This window comes from Peribacillus asahii (assembly GCF_004006295.1).
Classification (GTDB): Bacteria; Bacillota; Bacilli; order Bacillales; family DSM-1321; genus Peribacillus; species Peribacillus asahii_A.
In genome coordinates this window covers 3,100,722-3,119,440 of sequence record NZ_CP026095.1, presented here as the reverse complement: position 1 = coordinate 3,119,440, position 18,719 = coordinate 3,100,722, and the positions used below count along the sequence as shown (strand labels likewise).

19 protein-coding genes, 3 pseudogenes and 1 riboswitch are annotated in these 18,719 nt (G+C 37.1%); all 22 genes and pseudogenes read left to right on the top strand.

The window, feature by feature from the left end; translation table 11 throughout:
* Positions 1–10: 10 nt before the first annotated feature.
* A riboswitch (TPP riboswitch) is annotated at positions 11–121 on the bottom strand.
* A gap of 408 nt (positions 122–529) precedes the next feature.
* The 22 genes and pseudogenes from BAOM_RS15365 (at position 530) to BAOM_RS15255 (ending at position 18,712) form a co-directional block, all read left to right on the top strand.
* On the top strand, positions 530–1,243 hold the full coding sequence (locus BAOM_RS15365; RefSeq protein ID WP_127761030.1) for a CoA transferase subunit A: 714 nt from the start codon (positions 530–532) through the stop codon (positions 1,241–1,243).
* Complete coding sequence (locus BAOM_RS15360; RefSeq protein WP_127761029.1) at positions 1,210–1,875, top strand: 3-oxoacid CoA-transferase subunit B; 666 nt, start codon at positions 1,210–1,212, stop codon at positions 1,873–1,875. Before BAOM_RS15365 ends, BAOM_RS15360 begins: the two co-directional genes overlap by 34 nt.
* A 14-nt stretch (positions 1,876–1,889) precedes the next feature.
* Positions 1,890–3,164, top strand: a complete 1,275-nt coding sequence (locus BAOM_RS15355; protein ID WP_127761028.1) for a peptidase — start codon at positions 1,890–1,892, stop codon at positions 3,162–3,164.
* 74 nt (positions 3,165–3,238) lie between these two features.
* On the top strand, positions 3,239–4,087 hold the full coding sequence (gene ablB / locus BAOM_RS15350) for a putative beta-lysine N-acetyltransferase (RefSeq protein WP_127761027.1): 849 nt from the start codon (positions 3,239–3,241) through the stop codon (positions 4,085–4,087).
* Positions 4,088–4,170: 83 nt separating this feature from the next.
* On the top strand, positions 4,171–5,556 hold the full coding sequence (locus tag BAOM_RS15345; RefSeq protein ID WP_127761026.1) for a sigma-54 interaction domain-containing protein: 1,386 nt from the start codon (positions 4,171–4,173) through the stop codon (positions 5,554–5,556).
* Between the two features lie 73 nt (positions 5,557–5,629).
* Entirely contained in the window at positions 5,630–7,027 is a 1,398-nt protein-coding gene (gene ablA, locus BAOM_RS15340; RefSeq protein ID WP_127761025.1) for a lysine 2,3-aminomutase, read from the top strand.
* On the top strand, positions 7,028–7,309 hold the full coding sequence (locus BAOM_RS15335; RefSeq protein ID WP_127761024.1) for a YokU family protein: 282 nt from the start codon (positions 7,028–7,030) through the stop codon (positions 7,307–7,309). It abuts the gene before it with no gap.
* 289 nt (positions 7,310–7,598) lie between these two features.
* Positions 7,599–7,958: a DUF5082 domain-containing protein gene (locus BAOM_RS15330; protein ID WP_127761023.1), complete on the top strand. Its 360-nt coding sequence runs from the start codon at positions 7,599–7,601 to the stop codon at positions 7,956–7,958.
* A gap of 79 nt (positions 7,959–8,037) precedes the next feature.
* A complete protein-coding gene (locus BAOM_RS15325; RefSeq protein WP_127761022.1) occupies positions 8,038–8,316 on the top strand; it encodes a YwqI/YxiC family protein in 279 nt (92 codons plus the stop codon).
* Positions 8,317–8,355: 39 nt separating this feature from the next.
* Positions 8,356–10,260 (top strand): annotated as a pseudogene (locus BAOM_RS25195) (T7SS effector LXG polymorphic toxin).
* A gap of 20 nt (positions 10,261–10,280) precedes the next feature.
* Complete coding sequence (locus BAOM_RS15310) at positions 10,281–10,790, top strand: ankyrin repeat domain-containing protein (RefSeq protein WP_127761020.1); 510 nt, start codon at positions 10,281–10,283, stop codon at positions 10,788–10,790.
* A gap of 678 nt (positions 10,791–11,468) precedes the next feature.
* Positions 11,469–11,597, top strand: a pseudogene (locus tag BAOM_RS15305) (HNH/ENDO VII family nuclease); the annotation flags it as partial.
* Positions 11,598–11,606: 9 nt separating this feature from the next.
* On the top strand, positions 11,607–12,065 hold the full coding sequence (locus BAOM_RS15300) for an SMI1/KNR4 family protein (RefSeq protein ID WP_127761019.1): 459 nt from the start codon (positions 11,607–11,609) through the stop codon (positions 12,063–12,065).
* Between the two features lie 219 nt (positions 12,066–12,284).
* On the top strand, positions 12,285–12,566 hold the full coding sequence (locus tag BAOM_RS15295; RefSeq protein WP_127761018.1) for a hypothetical protein: 282 nt from the start codon (positions 12,285–12,287) through the stop codon (positions 12,564–12,566).
* Positions 12,567–13,026: 460 nt separating this feature from the next.
* The gene (locus tag BAOM_RS15290; protein ID WP_127761017.1) at positions 13,027–13,395 is read left to right on the top strand and encodes a hypothetical protein; all 369 of its coding nucleotides are present in this window, start codon (positions 13,027–13,029) and stop codon (positions 13,393–13,395) included.
* 22 nt (positions 13,396–13,417) lie between these two features.
* A complete protein-coding gene (locus BAOM_RS15285; protein WP_127761016.1) occupies positions 13,418–13,930 on the top strand; it encodes an ankyrin repeat domain-containing protein in 513 nt (170 codons plus the stop codon).
* Between the two features lie 254 nt (positions 13,931–14,184).
* Positions 14,185–14,559: an immunity 22 family protein gene (locus tag BAOM_RS15275; RefSeq protein ID WP_127761015.1), complete on the top strand. Its 375-nt coding sequence runs from the start codon at positions 14,185–14,187 to the stop codon at positions 14,557–14,559.
* Between the two features lie 21 nt (positions 14,560–14,580).
* Positions 14,581–14,706: pseudogene (locus BAOM_RS25185) on the top strand (hypothetical protein); the annotation flags it as partial.
* Between the two features lie 207 nt (positions 14,707–14,913).
* Positions 14,914–15,414 carry a hypothetical protein gene (locus BAOM_RS15270; RefSeq protein ID WP_127761014.1) on the top strand — a complete coding sequence of 167 codons (501 nt, stop codon included), beginning with the start codon at positions 14,914–14,916 and terminating at the stop codon, positions 15,412–15,414.
* Between the two features lie 320 nt (positions 15,415–15,734).
* On the top strand, positions 15,735–16,664 hold the full coding sequence (locus tag BAOM_RS15265) for a 3-hydroxyacyl-CoA dehydrogenase family protein (RefSeq protein ID WP_127761013.1): 930 nt from the start codon (positions 15,735–15,737) through the stop codon (positions 16,662–16,664).
* A 376-nt stretch (positions 16,665–17,040) separates the two neighbouring features.
* Positions 17,041–17,568, top strand: coding sequence for a YceI family protein (locus BAOM_RS15260; protein ID WP_127761012.1), 528 nt, complete (start codon positions 17,041–17,043; stop codon positions 17,566–17,568).
* 160 nt (positions 17,569–17,728) lie between these two features.
* Positions 17,729–18,712 (top strand): ring-cleaving dioxygenase, encoded by a 984-nt coding sequence (locus tag BAOM_RS15255; protein WP_127761011.1) that lies wholly within the window; start codon positions 17,729–17,731, stop codon positions 18,710–18,712.
* Positions 18,713–18,719: the final 7 nt, after the last annotated feature.

Below are 18,719 nucleotides of genomic sequence, written 5' to 3'. Positions count from 1 at the left end.
CATAGACTACCATTTATGACATTCGATTCCCTACGTTGGCATTATCCAAATCAGGTTAAAGGGTTAAAGCTACATTTCGCTTACTCTCAGCCCACATGTGCAAGCTCCCCTACTATTTACATTCTATCTATTATTTTAGCATATTTCTTGATATAGAGTATTCTTCTTTTAATAAATTAAGTTTTTCTCTATGCATCTTTTCTGAAAGATGTGTGAGCCCAAATTACGTTATCAATAATATTGTTTAATAAAGTGAGGGGGTTCCTTCATTGTCATTGATGGTTAGTTGACTAATCGAATCTTTACTACAAAAGCGAGGCGACTGTTCAGTTTAGACAAGTATTTCATCTTATGACCTCGAGGGGCTAGCAGTCGTAGCTAGATGAGGGCAGTCGTCCCCCGCCTATCTTGTTTGTTTTCCATACGCTTGAGGTGGGGGTCTTACTGCCCGTTAAGTGTGAGGGAAAAAATCTGTTAAAGTATTAGGATTTTTTCAGTAGTAGGCTCATATTCTAATAGGGGTGATGTGATGGTAGAAAATACGTTCGGGAAAATCTGTACATATAATCAAGTTAAGCCGTTATTTAAAGATAATCAATCCATTTTATTCGGTGGATTTGGCGGGGTCGGCACGCCGCCAGGGCTAGTAAATTTGATTTTAGAAACAAACGTTCAAAACTTACTTCTTATCGGCAATGATGCAGGATTTCCGAATATAGGAATAGGAAAAATTGTTACGGCAAAAAGGGCACGCAAAATGATAGTATCTCATATTGGCTCGAATCCAAACGCCGGTGCATTTATGCAGAATGGTGAACTAGAGATTGAGTTTTCGCCACAAGGCACGCTTGTTGAACGAATTAGAGCAGGGGGGATGGGGCTTGGCGGGGTGTTAACAGATATCGGATTAGATGCAGAATTTGTTAATCAAGGGAAACAAGTAGTAGCACTAGATAACAAGAAGTATCTTGTTGAACCCGCATTAACGGCTGAAATTGCAATTGTGTATGCGAAACGATGTGACCCGTATGGCAATTTAGTGTTTGATAAAAGTGCCCGCAATACGAATCCTCTTATTGCAATGGCAGGAGCCATCACGATTGTTGAAGTGGATGAAATTGTACCGCTGGGTGCTTTAAATCCAGATCATATTGTGACTCCGGGGGCATTTGTTGATTATATCGTTCCATCGAAAGGAGTGGATTGGAAATGGGCATGGGAGACGGTATTCGACAAACATTAGCCAAACGTGCTGCTGAGGAAATTTCTGATGGTATGCTTGTCAATTTAGGGATTGGCATTCCATCACTCGTTCCAGATTATTTGCCCAAAAGTCATAACGTCATGTTTCATGCAGAGAATGGAATTGTTGGAATCAGCCATTCCCCACCGTATGAAGAGGCGGATGAGCATTTATGTAACGCTGGAGGTTATCCGATTACGGTGAAAAGCGGGGCATCTTATTGTGATAGTGCTGTTGCATTTGGAATGATTCGACGTGGACTTGTTGATGTAACGATTTTAGGGGCGCTACAAGTAAGTGAGGCAGGTGATTTAGCGAATTGGATTGTTCCGGGGAAAAGGGTTCCAGGGATGGGGGGCGCAATGGAACTCGCAGCAAAAGCGAACAAAGTGATTGTATTGATGAATCATACGGATAAAAACGGTCAATCGAAATTACTTAAAACATGCACGTTACCGTTAACAGCAAAACGATGTGTCCATATGGTCATTACCGATTTAGGTGTTTTTTCGGTAAGGGAAACAGGATTAATCTTAACTGATTTGTATGAACCATATACGGTAGAGGAAGTACGAAAGCGAACAGAAGCCTCATTTGATGTTGCCGAACAGCTCCGTATCCTACAAAAATAAGGAGTGTGATGTAAATGGCCTATCAGCAGCAAATCTCAACGTGGTTACAAGAGCATCGAAAAAATGGGATTCAACTATTACAAAAGCTTGTTCAAGAGCCTAGTAAACGTTATCAGGAAGAAGGTGCCCAAGCCATCGTTGTTGAAAAATGCCGTGAATTGGGCTTAGCTATAGATTTATGGGAAATTGGTGATGAAACGTTACGCAGTCATCGCCATTTTTATTGTGATCGTCATAATTTTCAAGGAAATCCAAATCTTGTTGCTGTTAAGAAAGGCAGAGGCGGCGGCAAATCTCTGATTTTAAATGGTCATATTGATGTTGTTCCAGAAGGAGATCATGCGCGTTGGGATGATGATCCGTATAGCGGGATTTTAAGAGAAAACAAAGTATACGGGCGAGGAACGACTGATATGAAAGGCGGAAATGTTGCTTTATTATTAGCTATTGAGGCAATTACGGCTTTAGATATTCCGTTAAAGGGTGATCTTATATTTCAAAGTGTGATTGAAGAAGAAAGTGGAGGGGCTGGGACATTAGCAGCGATTTTACGAGGGTATAAGGCAGATGGAGCCATTATCCCAGAGCCTACCAATTTAAAGTTATTTCCTGTTCAACAAGGATCGATGTGGTTTCGACTCATTGTGAAAGGAAAGTCTGCCCATGGCGGTACAAGATATGAAGGAGAGAGTTCGATCGATCTTATGACGAATGTTTTACATGAGATTAAAAAGCTAGAGAATGAACGCAATCAGCAATGGAAGCAGCATCCTCTTTATCAAAAAATACCGATTCCGATTCCCATTAATATTGGAAAAATGGAAAGTGGGAATTGGCCATCTTCGGTTCCAGAGACAGCTATTGTCGAAGGACGATTTGGTATTGCCCCAACGGAAACGATGGAGGCAGCGAAAGACTCACTGGAGACGATGATTGAAAGGCTCAATCAAACAGATTCTTGGTTTCGCACAAAGCCAATAGAAATCGAATGGTTTGGAGCGAGGTGGCTTCCGGGAAGCATGGACCTAGAGCATGCCCTTTTAAAAACGGTTGCTGACGCTTTTAAGAACGTGCAAGGAGTGGAGCCGATTGTTGAAGCATCACCATGGGGAACCGATGGCGGGTATTTATCAACAGTAGGAAACATTCCGACGCTAGTGTTCGGACCAGGAGAAACGAAGCTGGCGCATGATACGAATGAATATATTGAAGTCGATAAAATGATGGCCGCCGCTGAAATTATTGCGCTCACCATTCTAGAGTGGTGCGAAGTTGCAGAAAATGTGTAATGATATAGCAGAGGTTATGAGAATTTGATTCTTTAGTGAAAGAGAAGCTTTTGATAGGAAAAGAGGAAACAATCATGAATCTAGATATATTCGAAAAAAAAATCCAGAAACGAGGCTATTCCATTACTTTGACAATGGATTGGTTTAATAAGCGGGTGCGTGTAGAAGACTACCTTGGTCATTTCGCTAGCTGTGTAGAGGAAGCCCTTCTTGCAGTAGCTGAGATTTCTGCCGAAAAACTGATTTTTAAGATACGTAAGGAAAATATAATCGACTTAATGATGCAGGGTTTTGTATATGAAGCAATGATTGATAAGTTTTATCTGGGCAGCGATTGTCATTTTCTTGTGAAATACTTTTCCGCTGAGAGAAGAGCGAATGAACATTGGATAAAAGAAGATGAAATCATTCAAAATGTAGCTGCGTTACCAAAGCATGTCACATTATCAAGCCCTCCGCGAGAATATGAAGTACGGAAGGCGATAGTAACAGATGCAACGAAGCTTGCTGAGCTGTATCGGGCGGTATTCGAAGTGTATCCAACGCCGATGAATGATCCGGAATATATTCAAAAATGTATAAAAGGCGATACAGTTTTTTATGTGTATACGTATGAAGGGAAAATTATAAGTGCTGCTTCGGCTGAAATAAACCGTTTTTATCATAATGCGGAAATTACCGACTGTGCGACATTGCCCGAACATCGGCAGTTTGGCTTGATGAAGCATTTGATTGTCAAATTAGAAGAGGAGTTACTTGCCCAGGAAATATATTGCGTATATTCGATTGCTAGAGCGCTTTCATTTGGGATGAATGCTGCGCTTCATCAACAAGGCTATGAATACCGCGGGCGCCTTGCGAATAACTGTTATATTTTTGACAAGCTGGAGGACATGAATATGTGGGTAAAGTCCAGTGTTTGAGTGCTGAAATATCGGCAGCTTTTTGACAAGTTTTCAGCATTTCTTCATATATATCTAGTAAGAACGTATGAAGGAGGGGGACCTTGTCAGCATCTTATTCAGAAAAAATTTTAGAAGCCATTTTGGCAAGTATTGATGAAGGTATTCATGTAATTGATTTAGAAGGGAACACCATTTTTTATAATGAAGTCGCTGCAGCGAATGATGGAATGAAAGTTTCTGAAGTACTGAACGTTCCATTACTGCAAGCCTTTCCATCGTTAACGGAAAAATCCTCTACGTTACTTCAGGTGATTCAAACAGGAAAACCAATTTATCACAAAGAGCAGTCTTATATGAATATTCATGGTAAAAAAATTGAAACGGTTAGTTCGACATTACCTATTTATGTCGATGATATGCTTATTGGTGCCGTTGAAATTGCGAAAGACTATTCAAGTTTAAAGGAGCTGTCGCAGCGCTTAATAGATATTCAAGCATCAGGAAAGCCCAAGAAAGCACAAGCGAATAGTACGGTATATACATTTTCTGATTTATTAACGAATAATCCTGATTTTCAACAAATTATTTCGCAAGGGAAAAAAGCGGCACAATCTTCCTCATCCATATTGGTGTATGGCGAAAGCGGGGTTGGGAAGGAGCTGTTTGTTCAAAGCATTCATCATGCTTCGCCTCGAAGAACGTCACCATTTATCGCACAAAATTGTGCTGCACTCCCGGAATCGCTGCTGGAATCTTTATTATTCGGCACAGCGAAAGGAAGCTATACAGGAGCTGTTGAACGACAAGGTTTATTTGAATTAGCGAATGGAGGAACGTTATTTTTAGATGAGCTTCAGTCGATGCCAATCGAATTACAAGCTAAGCTATTGCGCGTATTAGAAGATGGGGTCGTTCGGAGAATTGGCGGTACCAAAAGCACAGTTGTGGATGTACGTGTAATTGCGGCCATGAATGTTCCACCAAAGAAGGCCATTGAAGCGAGTCAGCTGCGACCGGATTTATATTACCGCCTAAATATATTAAGCTATGAACTACCGCCATTAAGAAAGCGCCCGGAAGATATTGTTCTTCTTGGTGAGCACTTTATCGAGGAGTTTAATCGAAAGCTCCGTCGCCATATTGAAGGAATAAGCAATGACGTACTTAATCTGTTATTGCACTATCACTGGCCTGGAAATGTACGCGAGTTAAAGCATGCAATTGAATATATGATTAATACAGCTGAGACGAAAGAGCTAACGATTGCAGATGTCCCGCTCTTTTTACAAAATCATTCCCCTGAAGCGGCGAAGTTACTTCCATTGCGAGAAGCGTTAAAGGAAACGGAGTCAAAGCTCATTACAGAAGCGTTGCTGCAAACGAATGGGAATGTGCTGCAAGCATCCAAGCTTCTCAACGTGCCTCGTCAAACGCTTCAATATAAAATACAAAAATATAGGAATGTTTCTGAACCCAGATCAAAATGATTCTGGGTTTTTTGGTCATTTGGGCATGCTTCTTGCATTTACTATCAGTATCAACACTTCGGGGGGAATGAGCATGCTACATGACTTATATAAGCCAAAGCGTCATTGGAAGGATATTGAACTATGGAAAGATGTCACTGACGAGCAATGGAATAACTGGCTCTGGCAGTTAACGAATACAATTAGAACCGTTGATGATTTAAAGAAGGTCGTTCATTTGACACCGGATGAGGAAGAGGGGGTACGGATTTCGACAAAGACGATTCCGCTTAATATTACGCCATATTATGCATCTTTAATGAATCCTGACGATTCGCGTTGTCCAATTCGCATGCAATCCGTGCCGATTTCAGCAGAAATGCATAAAACAAAATATGATATGGAAGATCCGCTTCATGAAGATGAAGATTCGCCTGTAGCGGGACTGACTCATCGTTATCCAGATCGCGTATTGTTTTTAGTAACGAATCAATGTTCAATGTATTGCCGCTATTGCACAAGAAGGCGTTTCTCCGGCCAAATTGGGATGGGAGTGCCGAAGAAGCAGTTAGATGCGGCGATTCAATATATCCGTGACACACCGGCTGTTCGCGATGTTCTTTTATCAGGTGGAGATGGACTGCTTATTAATGACACAATCCTTGAATACATTTTGAAAAATTTGCGCGATATTCCTCACGTTGAAATTATTCGTATCGGTACGCGTGCTCCAGTTGTTTTTCCACAACGAATTACAGAGAATTTATGTAATATTTTAAAGAAATATCATCCTGTTTGGTTGAATACTCATTTTAATACGTCAATTGAAATTACGGAGGAATCGAAGCTAGCCTGTGAAATGCTGGCAAATGCTGGAGTACCGGTTGGCAATCAAGCCGTTATTTTAGCAGGCATTAATGACAGTGTGGCGATTATGAAAAAGTTGATGCATGATTTAGTGAAAATCCGCGTTCGCCCTTACTATATTTATCAATGTGATTTATCAGAAGGAATCGGCCATTTCCGTGCACCGATTTCTAAAGGTATTGAAATTATCGAAGGATTGCGCGGGCACACTTCCGGTTATGCAGTTCCAACCTTTGTTGTAGACGCTCCAGGAGGTGGCGGGAAAATTACTTTACAACCGAATTACATTCTCTCTCAATCTCCTACCAAAACGGTTCTACGTAATTTTGAAGGAGTCATCACGACGTACCCAGAGCCAGAGAATTATACCCCAGGTCTTGCTGATGATTATTTTAAAGGCGTTTATCCAAATGCAGAGGAGAAGCGTTCGGATATTGGCATCTCAGGATTGATGAATGATACCGAATTTAACTTAGTTCCAAAAGGATTAAAACGTCTGGATCGTCGTGAAGCATACGAAACAAATCCAACACATACGTCCCTCAAAGACCAACGCGAAAAACGCGACCAATTAAAAGAAAAGAAATTCCAAGCACAGCAAAAAAAGAACAAAGGGGAGAAGTAAATGGAAACTTGCCCTTGGTGTGAGGAAGGCACTCTTTCCTCTGTCGCCGATACAGTCTACTGGGAATTGCCGGATGGAACACGAGCGGTCGAAATTACGGAAACACCGTCCGTTCTTTGCGACCACTGTCAGGCGTTGTTCCAAAGCGATGAAACGGTAAAGGAAATTGAAGATCAATTGTTTTTAATTGATACGAAGCAGTTAGGGAAGCAGACGAAGTATGAAGACTTATTGAAGATGAAGAGGTTGTTGAAGCGGAATTATTTTGATTTTAGTGAGTGAATTTATAGATTTTAAAAGAAGAGCATCTATTTGTCCTGTATACACAAGACAAATAGATGCTTTATTTTATTTATAATAAAGTAATGCAATTTACTGTTTTGTTGATACATAAATTTTTATTTCTTCCATTACACCTTTAATCAAATTCAGGGTTTATTACCTATGGGCTTTTTGGAGAAATGGGTAAAAATCATCGCATTGGTAATTTTTTCACATGGTATAATTTATAGGGATTTTCATGATTGTTCTCTATTTTATTTTTAGGTTAATAAGAAGGGGGGACAAATATATGTCTTTAGCTTATTACTATCAACTTTTAGGTGAAAAGCAGCATCAACTTCAGAGACTTCAGACTTGTAATAGTCAGTTGCAGGAATGCCAACAAGAATTTATTTATTATGAAAGAACGATTACAAAACCTGAACTCTCTAGAGAAACTTGGCAAGGAATGTTAGCAGCCAAGTTTGATACTATCCGAATGGAAGGGATGCTTGCTAGATACCGTGATATGGAAAATCAACAATTCAGTGCAGCTTTTACGGTATTAAGTGACAAAATGCAAATCATAGAAAATGAAATAAGTGCTATCAAACAGATTATTGCAACCCTAGAAGCAGAGCTCGCTGCTGAACGGACAAAAAGTAAATAAAGTAATAGTCTTTTTTGACTTCGTATATGTACAATAAGTTTTTCTAGAAACCTTCAAGTAATGGGGAGAGGTGTCTTTTATGAGTAATGAAATTAAAATCAAGCAAGATGAGATAGCACAAGCAATTTCTAAGCTGGAGTCCTCTACAAATGCTCTTCATACTTCTTTTTCTTCCTCAATCGGTGGCAATAACGTTCTAACAGCAGTCCTGAAATGGAACGACCTAAATCAGGCTTTAGAACAAGTGGTAGAATCCTATAAAGGCTTATTACGGCAAAACGGAGAAGCAACTCGTCAATCTGTTCAGTTTATGGCGGATTCAGACAAGCAGCTTTCATCTCATAAGATAATGAGATAAGAAATAATCAGGAATCTTACTTTAAGTGAGGTAGATATAATGAAGGTATTAGATGTTGCTGACTTACAGATTGGGTTGGATCAAACGCTCGAATCATTGAAAAGGCAACAAAATGAAATGTCTGAGGTTGAAGCGGCGATTCAAGGATTTATTGAACTAGAAGATTCCTTTAAAGGGAAAGGAGGCGAAGCGATACGGGGATTTTATGAAGAAGTACATGTGCCATTTATCTCTTATTATCAGAGCTTTTTAGAAGACTATCAGAGCAGGCTTCAGATTATGAAGGCTGAATTATTCAATGTAGAACCAGCGATTAACGGGGTAATTGTAGAACCATTTTTAACAGGAGAGCTTCAACATAGATTACAACATGTGGCCGACCAAACGGCTACGCTTACAGACGAAGCCAATAGCATCATTTTTTCTGTACAAGACATTGTTTCAGTACCGCACTTAAATGACTCCGAATTTCTTTAAGAGGTCAATATCGCAAAAAAACATATACATGATACAGTAGATGAATTGAATCAATTTGATTACAATCAATGTATAGCACTAGAGCAATTATATGATAACGTTTTGAACATGCAGCAATACATAAAAAGCATCGAATCTCTTTTTCGAAGCGGCGAACTACAAGTAGCGAATTACAAAAGCGGCACCTTAGGTCAGTATAAAATCGATAAGCTGATTAAGAAGGAAGAGATCCAAGAAAATATCGAAGAGAAAGTAGAAACCAATAGCTGTTCAAGAGAAGAATTAGAAGAAATCGAGAAAAAGAGAATCGAAGAACTGCAAAAGCAGCTTGGCAACGTATCCACCCCAGAGGAATACTTGAAAATTGCCAACGAAATAGGGTTGGAAAACCTTGACCCTACCCAGCAACAAATCGTTATCGAATTAGAAACCGCCAAGCAAAACGGAGAAGTAGTAAAAGGAATCGGAAAAGGCCTCTATGAAGTGGGAAAAGATTTGGTGACAGGGATATATGATTTTGTCACTCATCCAAAAGAAACAATAGAAAGTGTAGTTCACGCGGTAACTCATCCAAAGGAGACGTACAACTATTTATCCAAAGCGATATCCGACTCGTATGAACGAGATATGGTGAATGGTGATGCCTATTCCCGAGCATATTGGGTGACATATGCAGTAGGAACCGTGGCGACTTCCCTGATAGGTACAAAGGGAGTGGGCTCGGTAACGAAGACAGGAATTGCATCAACAAAAGCCACTGTCAAAACAGGTGTAGATAAGACCAAGACCGTGATAAAAGAAACCCCTTTCTCTAGATTATTACCGTATGCCCCACACCACCAAATGGCATTAGCGGGTGTAAATCATGTGCCGTATAATACGGTGAATAGTGTAGGGTTGAGAGATCAGTTACTCTCTATGGCAAAAGTGGAGACAAAGGGTACGGGTAACACTGTAAGCGATTATCTTGATGATATAGTCGAGGCTGGTAGTGTCAATGTCACTAAGATGAACAAGCTTAAAAATGCTATTCAAAATAATACATTCAGTGTAGATGAGCTTTCTGAAATTAGTAAAAAAATGTCCGAATTAGGCATTACTAAAGAATATGATGAAGTGTTAATTAAAATAGATTTTGGTAAGTATCTTAGAGGACTAATAGGTGCCCCACCTACTGCTATGATAGATCCACATGCACATCATATTCTATTTAAAAAAGGTCTTGGCCAAAAGCAACAAGAACTTGTTCGAGAAGGACAAGCAATATTAAAAAAATATGGAATAGAACCGATAATTGGTGAAGAAAATCTTGTTTGGGCACCAAATAGAATTGCAGGCCAACACAGTATAGAACGTCTTCAACATATTGTTGATAAGTTGAAAGAAGTAGATAGTTTTGGTGGAACTCGAGAAAAAATTGTTGAAATGCTTAAGCTACTAGGAGAAGAAGCAGCATCGATGAAATGAAGATATTTTAGGAGGATTCTATGGATAATAAGGAAAAGGCAATAAAAATCTATGATTTAATTAAGAATGGTGATATAGAACAAGCGAAAGAGATAATTATTACTGATAATAGTTTGCTTGATTTTGTAACACCATTTGGAACATGGCTACATGTTGCAGCTAGAGGTGGTAAACTTGATATGATAAAATTTCTAGTTGAATCTGGTATGGATATTAACATAAATGAAGGTGTACCAAAGTCAGCGCCTATTGCACATGCAGCTAGTGAGGGTGAGTTTAGTATTGTAGAGTACTTATTTGATAATGGTGCAATATTAGATGTTAGTGACCCAAATAGAAATCCACTATTCTCGGCGATTTATGGTGGGCACCTTGATATTGTAAAGTATCTTGTTCAGAATGGGATTGATATTACGGTTAAGTATACAGGGGATACAATGAAAGATATGGGAGCTTATGAATTTGCTGTTGAAAGAGGGCAAATAGAAATTGCTGAATATTTAAAACAGAAGATGGATGAAAAAGAATAAAAAGTGTTACAGGGAATAAGTCGAAAAATTACGAAATTAAACAGGCTCGTTGGTTTAAAGCTAGAAATAGTAATGAAATATTTTATCTAGCTAACTATAAAGCACCTGATTGCCTATTAGGTAACAGGTGTTTTTTGTTTTTTATGAGATATTTATAGCTTTGGATAACATGAATGATGCTTTACTGAAATTCATAGCTCATGAAGGTGGTACCATCATGGAGTATTGTTTTAATACATAGTTAGTATGTAGAGTACAATAATTAGGTGAGATGACATTTTATTGAGCGATAACTATAATGACATGGAATGGACATAAAACTAGTCAAGACATATAAAAGAGGTCATATTGCTACTATAATGCAATAAAACTTATAAATTTAAAGAAACATAGAAAATATATGAACTTAAAGCACTTGTCTATTACAGGTGACAAGTGTTTTTTTGCAATTTAGCATAAACAAATTGAAAAATGTGATTATTTAATTAGTGTAATAAGTGTTAAATTTTACATCTGTGAAGTTAGGGTAGGGTGCTCAAGCCGCATAGGTGAAAAAACAAAGGGCTGGAACAACACACTTATTTTGGATTTGATCATGGTTAAAAAACTTTCAATCTATTCTACAAAAAAGCGAGATGGGGATCTACGGTTTAGTCTCGGCTAACGGACTAAGCTAAGATACTACATGGACTAAAAGAAAATGGAGAAAGTTTTAGGAATGATCCAGTATTAAAAGCCCAATACGACAATTTTCGATTAAGGTATTGGAAATGGAGAGCAAAGCAATTTGAAATAGAAAATAAATGAGGTGATACAATGGGCTTTGTGACGGTTGAGAAATTTATTAAGAAATATGAGGAGGATGATGATTTCACTGGTGGTATAAGCGAAGAAAAAATTAACGACATTGAGGAGCAACTTCATGTATTGCTACCTGAGAGTTACAAGTGGTTTTTAAGAAAATACGGATCAGGCGGTATATTTGGTATAAATATTCTAGGTCATGGTTTAGTAAGTGCAACAGTAGTAGAAACCACTAATGATTATAAAAAGTATTATGGATTAGAAGATGGAATTGTAGTAATCATTCATGTAGATGCCTTTGCATATTGTTTAGATACAAATAAGATGAATAACGGCGAATGTCCAGTTATATCATGGGATATGGATAGCGGTAGCTATGATTCCCAAGAAGCTAATAATTTTTTAGAATTCCTTTGGGAGTATTTAAATGAAAAAAAGGAAAACTGGGAAGAAGATGAAGAAGATTGGTGAAACGAGGTAACCTGCCGAGGAGTTCAATCCTTTTGGTGGGTTGTTTTTTTGGGGGGTATTATGATGGGGTGCCAATTACTCGCAGTCATAAAAGAGTAATACACAGATAAAAGCAAAGATTTAGTTTAAACTTAACTGGACTAAAAGGGATAATGAGTATTTGATTAAAGGGGAAGTTCCTAGCCAATATATTAAGGTTTCGCCTAAGGAGTGAGAATTTTGAAACTATACTTTTTAAACGAGTTTTTAGGAGATATACGCAATATTAGTGTTGAAGGAATGTGGATTAATGCTCGGATTACCCCTTCGAAAAATATAGAAAAATTTAACGATTTTTTTGCAGCGATTGTTGATGAGGAAAATGATTTTGAAGAAACTAATTATAACGAAGAATGGTTAGATGATAGCAATTGGTATATTATTGATAATGAAAATAGGAAAAAGGGTATATACATACCTGCAGTTTATCCTGATAAAGAAATTAACTGGAGGTGGAGATGATTTATAGATAGACAGCATGAATTATATTTAGAGATTATAAAAAACCTTGAGTGGCTATACGCCTTTCAAGGTTTTCATTTTTTGTGGGCTACCTAGTGCCGAATGAATCACTGTTTATTTACAGAATAGAGATAACGCTTTTAATCTTTATATGATGTTTTAACAGATTTTTTAGTACGTACAACATTTTTTAACTGAAGAATAAAAAGAAGTATTAGTAATTAATTACATTTAGTTAACTATAAAGCACTTGATTGTCAAATAGACAACAAGTGTTTTTTTGTGAGTAATTTATACTTTGGACGACATAAAAAGTGCTTCGTGAAATTCATAACTCATGATGGTTGTACCATCAAGGCATATTGTTTTAATACAGTGTCTGTGAGAAAAGCATGATAAATAGGCGAGATGACATTTTATATGGGAAGAGGGCTTATGACATGGCATAGATAACAAACAAATGAAATCCTATAAACTCGTGGCGCCTTCCATATTGGGCACAAAAGGCGTTGGCTCTGTAACGAAGACAGGAATGGTGTCAACAAAAGCCACTGTCAAAACAGGTGTAGATAAGACCGAGACCGTGATAAAAGAAACCCTTTTCTCTAGATTATTGCCATATGCCCCACACCACCAAATGACATTAGCGGGTGTAAATCATGTGCCGTATAATACAGTGAATAGTATAGGGTTGAGAGATCAGTTACTGTCTATGGCAAAAGTGGAGACAGGGGTTAGTGGTAAGGATACGGGTAACACTGTAAGCGATTATCTTGATGATATTGTGGAAGCTCTTGAAGAATTAGGTGAATTAGCGAGTAGAAGATAATTGAAGTTAAGGAGGATATGGTTTGGATAAAAAGAGTGTAAACAAAGCAATAAGGAATGCAATTAAACTTGGTGATATTAAAGAGGTAAAACAATTAATAGGTAGTGATAAAGAAATTTTGGACACAATGACTGCATTTGGTACATGGTTACATGTAGCTGCAAAGAAAGGATGTTTTGAAATAGTTCAGTATTTAATTGATGAAGGTATAGATATTGATGCTAGAGGTGGTACATTTGATGCTTCTGCATTAAATTTGGCAGCAGGAGCGGGGCATTTGGAGATAGTAAAGTATTTAATAGAGGCTGGCGCAGAATTAGATGTGAGTTTAGCAAAAAGGAATCCATTATTTGGAGCGATTTATGGTGGTCATAAAGAAGTAGTGGAGTTTCTAGTTGAAAAAGGTATAGATATTTCAATCAGATATACTGGAGAGAGTATTAAGGATATGGATGCATATGAATATGCTAGAGAATTTGGACAAACAGAAATTGCTGAATATCTAAAGATGAAGATGGATAAAAAGAATAAGTAAGAGAGATTGATATTGTTTTTACTAATTATGAATGACACATAAAGCATATGTGAAGTGTACAATTTGTCAATTCAAACGGTGTTCATGGAGGTTTAGGCCCAACTAAAGCATATAATGAATTGTTAGCATTAATAGATACTTCTAGTGACTATAATATATTTGTGAGACGACTTAATAATTGGGCTAATTATAGACTAGAGGGTGGGGTTTCATCTTTACCGGAGGGTCTTAGATTAAAGTAGGAGGATACTATAGTGGAAAAACAAGGATGGGTTTCTATTTGGTTAGGTAATATTAAAGAAGAGGACTCTATAGGAGAGTATGTAGATTTAACGTATGATGAGGATGGCGAGTCTGTACCTTCCAAATTTTTCATCGATTTTAATATTGATATGGATGAAACAGATGAGGATACTATAGAAAAAGCGGTCTATAAGAATAGTAGTAGTGATATTTCCACATTATTAGATGGGTGTTCGTATGAAGAAATTATAATCCCAAAAATTAAGAAAAGTATTGACTTAAAAAAATCATATAATGCAGTAATTCTGATATATAACTTTGAGTATAACAATGAAATTACCTCAACTGATGCTTTTGACTTTATTACTTCTACAAATTATGAGTAAGAAAACAATTACAAGCATGGAGAATTGAATGAAAATAATAGAAGTCCAGTTTACTATTATGATATTCAAATTGCGACTTCTCTTGAAGAATTTTTAAGAAAGATAGAAGAAAATGATAAATATTATTTGGAGTTACTAGCTGATTAAAGAACGATAATAAAACTCATACCTTTGTTTTTTTTATGAGATATTTATGTTTTGGATAACTTGTATCTAAAAATATATATTCCTTAAGTTGGGATATTTTTTATAAGGATATTAATCAAAACAGAAGAAGATAAGTTACCGGCCTTTGTAGAGTGATTCAAAACTGAACAGTACAAAAGAGCCTTTGAACTAAAGGAGAGAAATAGAATGGTTCGAATTATAAGGGATTTAATAGGTGTACTAGGGTTAATGTGTTTATTTGGCTTTATTCTAATGTTGTTTAATGGAAGGTATTCAGATACTACCGATATGTTTATTTGCGCTTTAGTCATTCTGTTCATAGCATTCCTATTAACAAGGTATATCGAGAAAAGAGCTTATAATATACATCAAAAGGATTATGAGATTGTCATTATTTCAAATGAATGGATGGATTCTAATCAATTTGATGGCGAACAAGAGTCGAATGTGCAGCCTTTTGAAAACGAAGTGATTACATTTTTTGATACAGGGAAAGTATCAGCGACCTTTGCATACACTCTTGCAGATTGGAACGAGAGGAAAGAAGTAGTTCATATTTCTCAAGATCCAACATTCTTAGTGATTTCAGGTAATGGGAGTGCCAGTACGAAGAAGGCTATGCGACAACCATTTGTTGTCACATCCAATTCAGCGGAAGTTTTGCAATTTCTAGAAAGTCATAAATAACCATTTGGATATACTTCCTTTTTCCATACTGGTTACGCCCTTTTTAGAGTACTAGTATCAGTGTGTTCAAGTTTGGAAGATTACTTATAGTTACTCTGAAGTTTTTGCGCCAGAACCGTCTTAATATGGTAAAATTTAATATATTTATAATTTTAGGGGATATATGTTAATAGAACCTATAGAATGTTCTATTAAAAGAAACCTTAACCTTAATTGAAAAACAAGCCATTCAAAATGTATTGGCGGTTACATATGAAAAAAATAGAAATATGCAAAGCAATCGTCTTAGAAGGAAAAGACCTAGGGAGGAAAGTAAAAAAATGATTAACAATATTGCCATTATTGGTTCGGGTGTAATGGGGAGCAGCATTGCCCAATCTTTTGCAGCTAGTGGTTATTCTGTCACGATAAATGATTTAAATGAAGAGTTGTTACAAAAATCAAAAAATCGGATTTCGGAAAATTTGTCACTGACTGTGGAAGAAGTAGGACTAGATGAGGAACAAAAGCAATCTGATTTAGCGAATATTTACTATACTACAGATTTAGAAGAAGCTGTTAAGGAAGCTGATTTTATCATTGAAGCTATTCCGGAAGTCATTGAGTGGAAGTGGGAGCTTTATGAAAAATTGGAACGAATAATGAATGCGGATGCCATCGTGGCTTCCAATACATCCACGTTTCCAATCTCACGTTTAATGGAAAAGGCTTCTTTTCCAGATCGGATGATAATTACGCATTTCTTTAATCCTGGCCATTTAGTCCCGTTAGTTGAAATTGTGAAGCATCCTCAAACAAAAGAGACGGTTGTTGATGCGACACTGGATCTTATTCGCAGGATTGGGAAATCGCCAATTCTTCTAAAGAAAGAAATTCCTGGATTTATTGCTAATCGTTTGCAGACAGCCTTAATGCGCGAAGCATTTTATTTGTTAAAAGAAGATGTAGCCAGTGCACGGGATATTGATACAGCAATAACGGCTGGACCAGGGTTTCGTTGGGCGTTTACAGGGCCGATTGAAATTGCAGACTTTGGCGGACTGGATACGTGGCAGCGAGTGTTTGAAAATGTAGCTCCTGATTTAGATCAAAGTGTGGAAGCCCCTGAAATCATTCGAGAGTTGGTTGAGCAAGGAAAGCTAGGAACAAAATCAGGGGAAGGCATTTATCAATATGACGATATGCTCGTTTCCCAAAAGCTTAATGAAAGAGACCGCAATTTTATTAAACTGGGAAAAATGAAAGCTTGAAGTCATTCTACAACCGACTAGAGCATAAAGTTTAAAAGAAATGATAAAGTGAAACTTCCATCAGTGGGGTCTTATTGCTTGTTAAGAGTTGGATAAATCTGATGGCGTGTATGAATTGAAAAGAAAATATATTTCTTGTTGCAAAAGACCTGTCTCAATAAAATTTCAAGACAGGTCTTTCTGTACGTTATGGAATATTTTTTATAACAGAATGTAAAAGTATTGACAATACGAATTGATGTATGTTAAATTTATCTCAGGTTAGAGATAATTGATTTCATAATAATTTATTTAAAAATGATGGAATGTACAGCTTTTAAATTTTTTTAAATATATATCTCAGTTTCGAGATAAAACAAATGGGAGGAATTTTAAAATGGCAAAATGGACAGTAGACCAATCACACTCAAGCGTAGGGTTTGAAGTAAAACATATGATGGTATCAAAAGTAAAAGGACAATTCGATTCTTATACAGCAGACGTAGAAGCTGCAGATTTAGCAGATTTAACTACAGCTTCAATTGCATTCAAATTTGACGTTGCAAGCATCAACACACGCAGCGAAGATCGTGATAACCACTTAAAATCAGCAGACTTTTTTGATGTAGAAACATATCCAACAATTGATTTTAAATCAACAAACATTACAAAAGCTGGAGATGATTACAAAGTAACTGGTGACTTAACTATTAAAGGTGTAACAAAACCAGTAACTTTTGATGTTGAATTTGGTGGTAAAGGTACGAACCCATGGGGTGTAGAAGTGTACGGATTTGAAGCAACAGCTAAAATTAACCGTGAAGAGTTCGATCTTACTTGGAATGCAGCACTTGAAACAGGTGGCGTACTTGTAGGGAAAGACATTAGAATCAAAGTTGAATTAGAAATCAACCCAGCAGCATAATTTTAGGCTATAAAATATTATGCTAATAATAAACCAATTCGTACATTTTTCATTAGTGTCCGAATTGGTTTATTAAAACAAATTGGTTACAGAACAACAAGAAGTTAATTTTTATGTATATATCTTGAATTCGAGATATTTGTAAAACGGAGGAATAAAGATGAACGAATTAAAAGGACTTCATCACGTAACAGCAATTACAAGCAGTGCAGAAAGGATTTATGAATTTTTTACTTATGTATTAGGTATGCGTTTAGTAAAGAAAACGGTGAACCAAGATGATATCAAAACATATCACTTATATTTCACAGATGATGTTGGTAGTCCAGGAACAGATATGACATTCTTCGATTTTCCTGGCATTCCGAAAGGGGTACATGGCACGAACGAAATTTCAAAAACGTCTTTCCGTGTACCAACTGATGCAGCATTAGATTATTGGGTAAAACGTTTTGATAAATACGAAGTAAAACATACAGGCATTAAAGAGCAATTTGGTAAGAAGACATTATCTTTTGTTGATTTTGATGATCAACAGTATCAACTCATTTCAGATGAACATAATCAAGGTGTCGCTTCTGGAACACCATGGCAAAAAGGACCGATTCCGTTAGAATATGCGATTACAGGGTTAGGACCAATTTTCGTTCGTACCTCTTATTATGATTATTTTAAAGAAGTGCTGGAGAAAGTGTTCTTCATGAGAGAAGTTGCCGGGGAAGGTTCCTTCCACTTATTTGAGATGGGTGAAGGCGGAAACGGTGCACAAGTAATCGTCGAATATAATACAATTCTTCCGCAAGCTCGACAAGGCTTTGGTACAGTTCATCATACAGCATTCCGAGTGGATGAACGTACAGATTTAGATGCATGGCAACAACGTTTACATGAATTCCAATTACGAAACTCAGGTTATGTAGAGCGTTATTATTTTGGATCTTTATATACAAATGTTGCCCCTTCCATCTTATTTGAATTGGCAACGGATGGTCCTGGATTTATGGAGGATGAACGATACGAAACACTTGGTGAAAAATTATCTTTACCGCCATTCTTTGAACCAAAACGTGAACAAATCGAAAAAATAGTGAGACCAATTGATACTGTACGAAGTACGCTGACGATTGAAAAAGAATACTTGTAAGGGGGTG

Coding starts and splice junctions, on each gene's coding strand:
- BAOM_RS15355 (WP_127761028.1), top strand. CDS start 1,890: ATGGCCTATCAGCAGCAAATCTCAACGTGGTTACAAGAGCATCGAAAA.
- BAOM_RS15360 (WP_127761029.1), top strand. CDS start 1,210: ATGGGCATGGGAGACGGTATTCGACAAACATTAGCCAAACGTGCTGCT.
- ablA (WP_127761025.1), top strand. CDS start 5,630: ATGCTACATGACTTATATAAGCCAAAGCGTCATTGGAAGGATATTGAA.
- BAOM_RS15255 (WP_127761011.1), top strand. CDS start 17,729: ATGAACGAATTAAAAGGACTTCATCACGTAACAGCAATTACAAGCAGT.
- ablB (WP_127761027.1), top strand. CDS start 3,239: ATGAATCTAGATATATTCGAAAAAAAAATCCAGAAACGAGGCTATTCC.
- BAOM_RS15335 (WP_127761024.1), top strand. CDS start 7,028: ATGGAAACTTGCCCTTGGTGTGAGGAAGGCACTCTTTCCTCTGTCGCC.
- BAOM_RS15290 (WP_127761017.1), top strand. CDS start 13,027: ATGAAATCCTATAAACTCGTGGCGCCTTCCATATTGGGCACAAAAGGC.
- BAOM_RS15365 (WP_127761030.1), top strand. CDS start 530: ATGGTAGAAAATACGTTCGGGAAAATCTGTACATATAATCAAGTTAAG.
- BAOM_RS15310 (WP_127761020.1), top strand. CDS start 10,281: ATGGATAATAAGGAAAAGGCAATAAAAATCTATGATTTAATTAAGAAT.
- BAOM_RS15260 (WP_127761012.1), top strand. CDS start 17,041: ATGGCAAAATGGACAGTAGACCAATCACACTCAAGCGTAGGGTTTGAA.
- BAOM_RS15325 (WP_127761022.1), top strand. CDS start 8,038: ATGAGTAATGAAATTAAAATCAAGCAAGATGAGATAGCACAAGCAATT.
- BAOM_RS15265 (WP_127761013.1), top strand. CDS start 15,735: ATGATTAACAATATTGCCATTATTGGTTCGGGTGTAATGGGGAGCAGC.
- BAOM_RS15270 (WP_127761014.1), top strand. CDS start 14,914: ATGGTTCGAATTATAAGGGATTTAATAGGTGTACTAGGGTTAATGTGT.
- BAOM_RS15330 (WP_127761023.1), top strand. CDS start 7,599: ATGTCTTTAGCTTATTACTATCAACTTTTAGGTGAAAAGCAGCATCAA.
- BAOM_RS15300 (WP_127761019.1), top strand. CDS start 11,607: ATGGGCTTTGTGACGGTTGAGAAATTTATTAAGAAATATGAGGAGGAT.